This window comes from Mycobacterium sp. P4_H6, from assembly GCF_056400845.1.
Map to the genome: position 1 here is coordinate 1 of NZ_JBFUKN010000137.1, position 10,710 is coordinate 10,710.

Below are 10,710 nucleotides of genomic sequence, written 5' to 3' on the forward strand. Positions count from 1 at the left end.
CATCCACACCGGCGCGTACCGCCGGTGTGGGTGCGGAAGTCGGCGGCCAGGGCACGAACCGCGGGATGTAGCGCCACATCATCGCCGCCCMCGTCACCGACACCACCCCCAGGACGCTGAGCCCGAGGCTCAGCGGCGCCACGATGGCGGCGGCGCCCAGCGACAACGGGCCCAGGAACATCCCGGCGTCGTGGGTGAGCCGCCAGGCGGCCAGGAACTCGGCCCGGGTCGCGGCGGGCGCGACATCGGCGCCCAGGGTCATGATGACGCCGTTACCCAGCCCATTGCCGATCCCCATGATGACCGCCGCGACGATGATCGACCAGAGCGAGTCGGTGAACGGCAGCGTGAAGAAGGCGACCGCGATGATGAGCAGGGACGGTACCGCCAGCGCCCGCCTGCCGTAGCGGTCCATCAGTTGCCCGGCCGGGTAGGAACACAACAGGTCGAACACGGCACCGACGCCATAGACCAGCGACACCGTCGCGGCGGCCAGACCGATGTGATCGGCCCACAACGGCAGCGCGGCATCGCGCGACGCCCGAGCCGCGCCCATCAGCAGCGAACCGAAACCCAAGGTGGACAGCAGGATCCGGTGCCGGGTCAGGACGCTGATGACCGATATGCCGCCCGGCGTCGCATCGCCGGCGCGTGGCGGATCGGGCACCCGGGTCAGCAGATAGCCGGACAGCAGCACGGCGACGCACTGCACGGCCAGCCCACCGCGCAGGCCGATCAGCAGAATGGCGCCCGCCCCGACGAACGGCCCGACCAACATGCCCAGGCGCCACATCAGCGCGAAGGTCGCCATCGCGCGGGCCCGCATGTGCGCCGGTGCGGCCTCGGCCAGATAGCTCTGCCGGGCCAGCCCCCATACCGCGGTGGACAGTCCGGTCAGCACCGCACCGATGGCGAGCGCCGCCGGTGTCCACGCTGCCGCCGAGAGCAGCACACCCGCCGCTCCGATGGCCGAGCCGACGATGATCGCCCGCCGTTCACCGAACCGGGCGACCAGCCGCCCGGCCGGCAGATCGCCGAGCACCGCGCCCAGGCCGACGAACGCGACGATCAGCCCGGCGACACCGACGGAGGCGCCGAGTTCCCGGGCCAGCAGCGCGATTACCGGTATGCCGGCACCCTGCCCGATACCGAAGATCGCCGAGGGGATGAAGACGGTGGTGACGAATGGGCGCAGGGTGGCCCCGGAGGTCATGCGCTCGTTTCGGCGGCGTGCTGACCGGCCGGCGCGAATCGGCTCTGCGGGCGGCGCAGTCCATAGTGGTCGCGCAACGTATGTCCGCTGTACTCGGTGCGGAACAGGCCGCGGCGCTGCAGGATCGGCACCACCTGGGAGACGAAGTCCTCCAGCCCGCCGGGCAGGTAGGGCGGCATCACGTTGAATCCGTCGGCGGCGCCGGCCTCGAACCACTCCTGCAGATTGTCGGCGACCTGCTCGGCGGTGCCGGCGAAGGTGCGGTGTCCACGTCCGCCGCCGAGTTTGGCGATCAGCTGGCGGACGGTGAGGGACTCCTGCTCGGCGAGATCCTTCACCAGTTGGTAGCGGCTCTTGTTGCCCTGAATCTGCTCGATCGGTGGTAGCGCGGGCAGCGGTGCGTCCAGCGCATGGGCGGTCAGGTCGGCTCCGAGCATGTTGGACAGTTGGCGCAGCGAATATTCCGGTGAGATCAGGTCGGTGAGCTCCTGTTCCAGTTCCAGGGCGGCCTCTTCGGTGGGGCCGATATAGGCCACGATGCCGGGCAGGATCTTGATCTCATCGGCGCTGCGACCGTAGGCCACGGCGCGGGCCTTCACATCGCGGTAGAACGCCACCCCTTCGTCGATGGTGCGTTGGGCGGTGAAGATCGCCTCGGCGTAGTGCGCGGCGAAATCCTTGCCGCTCTCCGAGGACCCGGCCTGCACCAGCAGTGGGCGGCCCTGCACCGAACGCGGTGAGTTGAGCGGGCCGCGCACCCGGAACAGATCTCCGTCGTGGTCGATGCTGTGCACCTTGTCCGGGTCGGCGAACACCCCGGTGCCGGGGTCGAGCACGATCGCGTCGTCATCCCAGCTGTCCCACAAGGCGGTGGCCACGTCCACGAATTCCTGTGCGCGGCGGTACCGCCCGGCGTGATCGGGGATGTCGTCGAGTCCGAAGTTGGCGGCTTCGTCGGCGCCCGCCGAGGTGACGATGTTCCAGCCGGCCCGCCCGCCGCTGATGTGATCGAGCGAGGCGAAGCTGCGGGCCAGGGTGTAGGGCGAGTGGTATCCGGTCGACGCGGTGGCGATAAGGCCGACGTGCTCGGTGGCCGAGGCGATCGCGGTCAGCAGCGTGATCGGCTCGAACACGGCCTGGGTGTTGTGCTTGATGCGCGGGCCGACCGCCAGACCGTCGGCGAAGAACACCGAGTCCAGCCTGCCGCGCTCGGCGATACGACCGAGCTCCTGGAAGTGCGCGACGCTCAGGATGTTGCGCGCGTCGGTACGCGGATGACGCCAGGCCGCCTCGTGGTGGCCGACACCCATCAGGAACGCGTTGAGATGCAACTGCTGTGACATTCTGACTTTCTGGTTGGTGAACGGTGCGCTAGTTGTTGACCCGCCAGCGGGACAACCGCCGTTCCACGGCGACGATCACACCGTTGAACGCGAGCCCGACCAACGCGATCGTGACGATGCCGGCGTACATCTCGGGAATCTGGAAGTTGAGCTGCGACGCGGTGATCAGATACCCGAGACCGGCTTTGGCGCCGACCATCTCGGCGGCGATGAGCACCAGGATCGATGAGGCCGCAGCCATCCGCAGCCCGGTGAAGATGGTCGGGACCGAGGCCGGCAGGATCACCTTCTGGAACAACCGGACCGGGGACAGTCCCAGCGAACGGGCGGACTTGATCAGCAAGGGATCGACCGTGCGGACGCCGGAGATGGTGTTCAGCAGGATCGGGAAGGTCGAGGCGTACACCACCAGAGCGACCTTGGAGGTCTCACCGATCCCGAGGATGAGGATGAACACCGGCAGCAGCGCCAGCGCGGCCGTGTTGCGGAACAGCTCCAGAATCGGGTTGAGGAACTCGGCAACCGGCCGGTACCAGGCGATCGCGATACCCAGCGGGATGGCGACGGCGACCGCGATGACGAAGCCGAGCAGGGCCCGGGACAGGCTCGCCGACACATGCTCCCAGAGTTGACCGTTGCCGACCAGCGTGATGAAGGTCTCGGCCACCTGGCTGAACGGGGGCAGGAAGACCTTGTCCACCAGCCCGATTCGCGGGGCGATCTCCCATACCGCCAGGAACGCCAGGATGGCGGCGGCCGGTTTGAAGATCTTCCAGGCCAGCGAGCCGACCGACCGGCGAAGCCCGCGGGACACCGGGGGAGCCGACGCCGGAGGTGCCGGTGACGACGCGGCGACGGGAACGGCCTCGGCCGGGGTGGCGATGGCGCTAGACATGGACAACCTCGCTATCGTCGGCCGGGGCCGTCAGCTCCTGGGTGCGGGCACGCTCGACCTCGTGATGCAACAGCGTCCAGATGTGGTGGCGCAGCGACCGGAAACCCTCGCTGGATCGGACATCCTCGGCGCTGCGGTCGATGTCGACATCCACGATGTTCTTGATCCGGCCCGGTCGTGAGGTCAGCACGGCGACCCGCTGGCCCAGGTAGATCGCCTCGTCGATGCCGTGGGTGATGAACAGGATCGTCTTGCCGGTGGTCTCCCAGATGCGCAGCAGCTCGTCCTGCAACGATTCCCGGGTCTGGGCGTCCAACGCGGCGAAGGGCTCGTCCATCAGCAGCACTTCGGGGTCGAAGGCCAGGCTGCGGGCGATCGCCACCCGCTGTTTCATGCCGCCGGAGAGTTCGTGCGGATAGCGATCGCCGAAACTGCGCAGGCCCACCAGATCCAGATAGTGCTCGGCGCGTTCCCGACGTTCGGCTTTGCCCAGGCCCTTTGCCTCCAGCCCGAATTCGATGTTCTTGCGGGCGGTGCGCCAGGGCAGCAGCGCGTACTGCTGGAACACGATGCCGCGGTCAAGTCCTGGTCCGGTCACGGGTGTGCCGTCCAGCAGGATGGCACCCGACGTCGGTTCGGTCAGGCCGCCGAGCAGATCCAGCAGGGTGGACTTGCCGCATCCGCTGGGGCCCACCAGCACCAGGAACTCGCCCGCGGCCAGATCGATGGTGATGTCCTCGACGGCGGTGAAAGCGGTGTCCTCGCCGCGGATCGGGAACTGCTTGGTCACATGCTGCAAGCTCAGCTTCGGATGTCCGGTCATTTCTTCGCCAATGGTTGTCCGTCGGGACCGCTGCCGTCGGGATAGCTGCCGTTGGCATACGGATTGAATTCGTTGGTGTAGAGGTCGGAGGCCTTCAACGTGCCCTCGTCCAGCTCGCCGTTGCGCACCAGCCAGTCGATCCAGGTCTGCAGTTCGCGTTCGGCGATCACCCCGCCGGCCACCGGAATGCCCGTGCTGCGCCAGAAGTCGATGGCCGCGGTGTTCTCGTTGCGCTTGCGCTGATGGATGATCTCCCTGAATTTCGCCAGTACCTCCTCGCGAGGGGTGACCTGGGTCCAGCGGGTGGCGCGGGCGGTGCCCTGGACGAAATCCGCGGAGGCTTCCGGGTTGTCGGCGATGAAGTCGTCGCGCAGGACGTAGGTGCCGTAGCTGAACGCGCCGAACAACGACTTGTCGGTGAACAGCGGACGGATCCCGCCGCGCTTCAAGGCGCCTTCGCGATAGATGTCGTTCAGGGCTGCGACGTCGATCTGGCCGTCCCGCAACGCCTGCTCGGTGTTCACCGGGGGCACCACGGTCAGCGCGACGGTCTTGATCTCGTCGCTGGAGAGGCCCTCCTTGGCCAGCCACTCCCGGGTCAGGAACTCGTGGTGCGCTCCGAGGGTGTTCATCCCGACCTTCTTGTTGATGAGGTCGCGGGCGGATCGAATGGGGCTGTCCTCCAGGACGTAATAGCCGGTGTATTCGGCGTCGTCGGCACCGTAGGAACTGAGCACCGAGGTGATGTTGGCACCCGCCGCGTTCAGTTTCACCACGGCGCCGTTGAACGCCGAACCGAATTCGACATCACCGGTGGCCGCGGACTGGATGTCCTGAGGGCCACTGGTGGTGTCGCCCACCCATTCCAGCTTCACCTTCTCGAAATAGCCGAGCGCCTCGGCCAGTTCGGGCATCTTCACTTCGCCGGTGGAACCCTGGTACCGCAGTACGGTTTTGCCATCGGCGTTCTGGGTGCCCTGGTCGGACGACCCGCAGGCGGCGAGACACAGCACCACCACCGCCGCGAGCGCGGTGACAAGTGTTCTGCTGGATCTGTGTCTCATCGATGTGTCCCCCTGGATCTGATATGCCCATGCTGGCAGCGGGCTCGCGTCCGCTGAACCTTTTGCCTCTGCCGGAATGCAAAGGGCGGAGCTAGTTCCCGTCGCCCACCGCGCCGCGGAACTCTGCTCCTGCGATGGACAGGGACGCCAACCCGTCCGGGCCGACCGGGATGTCGCCCTCCAGCGTGGTGCGGTACAGCACCCGGGTGGTCTGCACGTCGTCGAGATCGGTGGGGGCCAGGTGCGCGGTGGCGCGGTTGTCCCAGAACGCGACGGTGCCCGCGCGCCAGCGCAGCCGCACCGTGTACGCCGGGTTGGTGACCTCGTCGAAGAACAGATCGAGCAGCCGGTCGCTCTGTGCAGGCGACAGGCCGACCAGGCGGGCGGTGAAACCCGGTGTGACGAACAGCGAACGCTCGCCGGTGACCGGATGCACGCGCACCACCGGGTGTTCGGTGACGATCGGATTGGACCGGGTCTTCTCGGCATAGCTGCTGTCATAGGACCATTGCGGATGACGCCCGCCGAATCGATGCTCGGCGCGCAACCCGTCGGCCAGCAGTTTCAACGGCTGCGGGAGTCCGTTGTAGGCCGCGGCCAGGTTGGTCCACTGGGTGTCCCCGCCCTGCTCGGGCACGATGTCGGCGCGCAGCACGGTGGCCGCCGGAGGATTGACCAGTGCGGTGACGTCGGTGTGCCACTTGTTGTCGTAGCTGTACTTGACCTTGCCGAATCGCTTCGCGTACTTGCGGCTGTCGACGGCGAGAATCTCCGGAAAGCCCTCCGGTGCCTCATCGTCATAGGGGTGCGACGGGGTCACCGTGCCGAACCGGGCCGAGAACGCGATCTGATCGGCGTGTTCGATCTGCTGGCCGTGAAAGAACAACACCTTGTACCGGTGCAGCGCGGCCCGGATGGCGTCGACCTGAGCGTCGGTCAGGGTGTGGCGCAGATCGACCCCCGTGACCTCGGCGCCGATATGGCCGGCCACCGCAGCGAAGTGCGGTGGCGCGGCGGAATCTGCTGATGTGCTGTCTTTTTCGATCGTGACGCTCATGATGATCCCCCTGGTTGGCTGTTGGCTGTGTCTTCRTGATCGGCAACGCCGGCCCCACCGGGAATGCGGCTTTCACGATGTGAGAGAGGATCAGCGTGAGCTTATGTCCCGCCGTGCTCCGATGCGCCTGGCGTGCTGCTGAATCACCGGCAGGATGTCGCGGATCAGCTCGTCGGTGAGCCGGCTGCGCAATGCCTGGACCCCGACCGAACCCCACACCAATCCGTCCGCACCGAAAACCGGTACCGCGATCGCGCGGACGTGCTCACCCTGGGTGCCGACGGTATCGGCGTAACCCCGGCGGCGCACCCGTTCCAGCGTCGCCACCGCGGGCCTGCGGTGGAACGCGAGCATCGCCATCCCCATCGCGCTGTCGGTGAGTGCCTGCCGTGACCCGGGAAGCTGGTTGCCGCAGAATTTCTGCGCCGGGCGGCCCGAGCAGACGGTGACGACCTCGTTGTGCTCGGGCATGCCGAGGCTGGCGGTGATCCCGATATCGCCGGCCAGTGAATACAGGTGCGGGGCAACCGTTTGCACGTTGAGTCGGTGCAGGGCCGGTGCCGCCAGCGCGACCATCCCGGCGCCCACCCGGTAGTACTCGCCGTCTGCGGAACGCTCCAGCAGCCCGCCGTGCAGCAGCGCCTGGCTCAACCGGTAGGCGGTGCTCAACGGCAGCCCGGTGCGCGCCGCGATGGACGTCAGCGTCAGTTGGTCCTCGGACTCCCCGACGGCGGTGAGGATGGCGATGGCCCGGTGCAGGACCTGCGGCCCGGGCGGGGCCTCACCGGCCGAGTGCCTGGCCATCGGGGCCCGCGTCCTTGGGGTAGGTGCCGTTGGCGTAGGGATTGAACTCGTTGGTGTAGAAGTCCTCGGGTTTCAGTGTGCCCTCCTCGAGTTCGCCGTTGCGGACCAGCCAGTCGATCCACAGCTGCAGCGATTTCGGGTCGATGACACCGCCCGGTTCGGCGACTCCGGTGCTCTTCCAGTACTCGGTCTTCTCCACGTTCTCGTTGCGCCCGCGGGCGTTGATGATCTCCTTGAACTTGGCGATCACCTGCTCACGGGGGGTGACCTGGGCCCACCGGACCGCCCTGGCGGTGCCCTGGGTGAGGTCGGCCACCGCATCCCTGTTGGCGTCCAGGAAGTCGTTTCGCACGATGTAGGTGCCATAGGTGAAGTCGCCGAACAATGACCCGTCGGTGAAGAGCGGCCGAACCCCGCCACGCGCCACGGCCTCGTCACGCCAGATGTCGAACAAGGCGATCGCGTCGATGTTGCCCTGCCGAAGGGTCTGCTCGGCATTGACCGGCGGCACCACCGTGAGCTCCACCTGCTTGATCTCCTCGGGGGACAAGCCTTCGCGGGCAAGCCATTCGCGCATCACGAACTCCTGATGGGCGCCCAGGGTGTTCATCCCGAACTTTTTGCCGATCAGATCGCGGGCGGAGCGGATCGGGCTGTCCTCGAGCACGTAGTACCCGGTGAAATTCTCCTTGTCCGACCCGTAGTAGCCGATGATCGAGGTGATCGGCGCACCGGCGGAGACGAGCTTGACCACGGCACCGTTGAACGCCCCACCCACATCGATATCGCCGGTGGCGGTGGCCTGGATGTTCTGCGGGCCACTGGTCGTGTTGCCGATCCAGTTGAGCTTGATCTTCTCGAAATAGCCGAGGTTCTCTGCGAGTTCGGGGAAGGTGACCTGGCTGGCCCAGCCCTGGTAGCGGATGATGGTCTTGCCGTCTTCGGTGCTGGCGGTGTCCGAGGACGATCCGCACGCGGAGACCAGCCCCGCGATCATCAACGTCGAAACCGCCAGGGCGAGTGCACGCAACTTCATTCCAGTGATCCTGTGAGCAGCGATACCCACTGACAACCGTTCGGCGTCCGGCGATTTTAATCGGGGCGATTGCAGCCGTGGTGATCCGGCGGTGCCTCACCTATGGTGAGACGATCCCGCACTCGAACATGTTCGTTATCAGGGGGTTTCGCTGTGCCTGAAGCCAGCACACATATCGAAGAATTGACCGCGGATGTTTTCGTCGCCGGTGGGGGACCGGCGGCGTCATGGTCGGCGCTGCGGGCGGCCCGCGACGGTGCAGAGGTGGTGCTCGCCGACAAGGGGTACTGCGGTACCAGCGGCGCGACCGCATCGGCGGGCACCGGAGTCTGGTACGTCCCGCCGGATCCGCAGTTGCGTGCCGAGGCCATCGCCAGCCGCGACGGTCTGGGTGGCCACCTGGCCGATCATCGCTGGGCGAACCGGGTGCTCGACGAAACCTACAACCGGATCAACGAATTCGCCGATGACGCGAGGTTCCCGTTCCCGGTGGGACCCGATGGCAGGCAACTGCGTAACGGGCTGCAAGGCCCGGAATACATGCGCCGGATGCGTATTCTGTTGCGTCGGGCCGGTGTTCGGATCCTCGACCACAGCCCGGTCACCGAACTGCTGGTCGACGCCGACGGAGCGGCGGCCGGGGTGGCCGGTTATCGGCGGCACGAGAAGCAGGACTACCGGGTGCGCGCCGGTGCCGTGGTGCTGGCCACCGGCGGATGTGCCTTCCAGTCCAAGGCGCTCGGGTGCGATGTGAACACCGGCGACGGAACGTTGTTCGCCGTGGAGGCCGGCGCCGAACTGTCCGGGATGGAGTTCTCGAACGCCTACGGCATCGCCCCCGAGGGCACCTCGGTCACCAAGACGGCGTTCTACCACTTCGCCACCTTCTACCGGGAAGACGGCACCGTGCTGGAGGGGGCGAGCGGACAGAACCGGTCACCGATCGCCACAGAACTTCTGCAGGGCAGAGTGTTCTGCCAACTGGACCGTGCCGATCCGGACAATCGTGCCGCGATGCGGCTGGCGCAGCCGAACTTCTTCCTGACCTTCGACCGGATGGGTGTCGACCCGTTCACCCAGCGTTTCGCGGTCACGCTGCTGGCCGAGGGCACGGTGCGCGGCACCGGCGGCATCCGCATCGTCGACGACGAGTGCGCGACAACAGTGCCCGGATTGTTCGCGGCCGGTGACGCCGCGACCCGTGAACTGATCTGCGGTGGGTTCACCGGCGGTGGCAGCCACAACGCCGCCTGGGCGATCTCGTCGGGCAACTGGGCCGGCCGCGGTGCGGCGAGATATGCCCGCGCGCTCGGTCCGGCCTCGGCTGCGCGCCGGGTCTCCGGTGTGGGGACCGCGGGGATCCGTCCGCAGTCCGGCGCGCGTGCTGCGGATCACCGCGAGGTGGTGACGGCGTTGCAGCGCGAGGTGCTGCCGTATGACAAGAACTATCTGCGCCGGGGGCCGGTGCTGACCGACGCGCTCGGTGTCATCGATGGGATCTGGGGCGATGTGCGCGGCTCCCTGGCTGGTGACGGTGAGCAACTGGTGCGCAACAGGCAGGCCGCGGCCATGGTCGCGCATGCCCGTTGGATGTACCGGACTGCGCTGACGCGGACCGAGACGCGGGGGATGGCCAAGCGGCTCGACCACCCCGAGCAGGATCCGGCCCAACATCACCGGCTCATCACCGGTGGGCTCGATGACATCTGGGTGCGGTCCGAYAGCGCGGCGAGATGGCGGGTGGCTTCATGATCGAACTGGTCTCGACCGAACGCTGCATCTCGTGCGACAAATGCGTCGCGGTCTGCCCGACGAACGTGTTCGATCGTGATGCGGCGGGAGTTCCGGTGATCAGCAGGCAGGACGACTGCCAGACCTGCTTCCAGTGCGAGGCCAACTGCCCCGTCGACGCGCTGTTCGTGTCCCCGTTCGTCACCCCGCAAGCAGGAATCGAGGAACCCGACCTGGTGCGCCGCGGCCTACTGGGCAGCTATCGGGAGCGTATCGGCTGGGGCCGGGGTCGGGTGTCCGGCGCCAGCACCGCGGTCGGTCCGGCCCTCAAACCGGGCACCCTGCCGCTGATCTCCTAGTGACGTGCGCACATCCGGTAACGCCCACCGTTACTGAATGTGCGTACGGCGCAGGGTCGACTAGATTTCCTGCAGTGTCAGAGCCCCAGAGCCCGCCGCCGTTCCCCCGGGGCATGGCCTTGTTGGTGGCCGGCGCGTTCTTCATGGAGATCCTGGACGCCACGATCATCACGCCCGCCATCCCGCTGATCGCCTCGTCGTTGGGCGTCGAGGCCGTGGATGTGAACGTGGCGATCTCGGCGTACCTCGTCACCGTGGCGGTGCTCATTCCGGCCACCGGATGGATGGCCGACAGGTTCGGCATTCGGCGGGTCTTCCTGGCCGCGATCGTGGTGTTCACCCTCGCCTCGGTGGGCTGCGCGCTGAGCACCTCGCTGCCGACGCT

11 protein-coding genes are annotated in these 10,710 nt (G+C 67.2%); 3 read left to right on the top strand and 8 right to left on the bottom strand.

The window, feature by feature from the left end:
• The 8 genes from AC1DTF_RS31010 to AC1DTF_RS31045 all read right to left on the bottom strand — a co-directional run.
• A partial coding sequence (locus AC1DTF_RS31010; RefSeq protein ID WP_477476841.1) for an MFS transporter occupies nucleotides 1–1,213 on the bottom strand: 1,213 nt, incomplete at its 3' end.
• Nucleotides 1,210–2,556: an LLM class flavin-dependent oxidoreductase gene (locus tag AC1DTF_RS31015; protein WP_477476842.1), complete on the bottom strand. Its 1,347-nt coding sequence runs from the start codon at nucleotides 2,554–2,556 to the stop codon at nucleotides 1,210–1,212. The genes AC1DTF_RS31010 and AC1DTF_RS31015, both read right to left, overlap by 4 nt.
• Nucleotides 2,557–2,584: 28 nt before the next feature.
• Nucleotides 2,585–3,451, bottom strand: a complete 867-nt coding sequence (locus tag AC1DTF_RS31020) for an ABC transporter permease (RefSeq protein ID WP_477476843.1) — start codon at nucleotides 3,449–3,451, stop codon at nucleotides 2,585–2,587.
• Nucleotides 3,444–4,274, bottom strand: coding sequence for an ABC transporter ATP-binding protein (locus AC1DTF_RS31025; RefSeq protein ID WP_477476844.1), 831 nt, complete (start codon nucleotides 4,272–4,274; stop codon nucleotides 3,444–3,446). The genes AC1DTF_RS31020 and AC1DTF_RS31025 overlap by 8 nt, the downstream gene beginning before the upstream one ends.
• On the bottom strand, nucleotides 4,271–5,338 hold the full coding sequence (locus AC1DTF_RS31030; RefSeq protein ID WP_477476845.1) for an ABC transporter substrate-binding protein: 1,068 nt from the start codon (nucleotides 5,336–5,338) through the stop codon (nucleotides 4,271–4,273). The genes AC1DTF_RS31025 and AC1DTF_RS31030 overlap by 4 nt, the downstream gene beginning before the upstream one ends.
• 91 nt (nucleotides 5,339–5,429) lie before the next feature.
• Nucleotides 5,430–6,395, bottom strand: a complete 966-nt coding sequence (locus AC1DTF_RS31035) for a TauD/TfdA dioxygenase family protein (RefSeq protein ID WP_057165901.1) — start codon at nucleotides 6,393–6,395, stop codon at nucleotides 5,430–5,432.
• A 90-nt stretch (nucleotides 6,396–6,485) separates the two neighbouring features.
• A complete protein-coding gene (locus tag AC1DTF_RS31040; protein WP_477476846.1) occupies nucleotides 6,486–7,199 on the bottom strand; it encodes an IclR family transcriptional regulator in 714 nt (237 codons plus the stop codon).
• Nucleotides 7,177–8,235: an ABC transporter substrate-binding protein gene (locus tag AC1DTF_RS31045; protein ID WP_057165903.1), complete on the bottom strand. Its 1,059-nt coding sequence runs from the start codon at nucleotides 8,233–8,235 to the stop codon at nucleotides 7,177–7,179. Before AC1DTF_RS31045 ends, AC1DTF_RS31040 begins: the two co-directional genes overlap by 23 nt.
• Nucleotides 8,236–8,388: 153 nt before the next feature.
• On the opposite strand from AC1DTF_RS31045, the gene AC1DTF_RS31050 reads away from it, so the two are divergent.
• The 3 genes from AC1DTF_RS31050 to AC1DTF_RS31060 form a co-directional block, all read left to right on the top strand.
• Complete coding sequence (locus tag AC1DTF_RS31050) at nucleotides 8,389–9,987, top strand: FAD-binding protein (protein WP_477476847.1); 1,599 nt, start codon at nucleotides 8,389–8,391, stop codon at nucleotides 9,985–9,987.
• Nucleotides 9,984–10,325: a 4Fe-4S dicluster domain-containing protein gene (locus AC1DTF_RS31055; RefSeq protein WP_057166008.1), complete on the top strand. Its 342-nt coding sequence runs from the start codon at nucleotides 9,984–9,986 to the stop codon at nucleotides 10,323–10,325. The genes AC1DTF_RS31050 and AC1DTF_RS31055 overlap by 4 nt, the downstream gene beginning before the upstream one ends.
• A 113-nt stretch (nucleotides 10,326–10,438) precedes the next feature.
• Nucleotides 10,439–10,710: MFS transporter (locus tag AC1DTF_RS31060; protein WP_477476848.1), on the top strand; the 272-nt coding region annotated here is incomplete at its 3' end.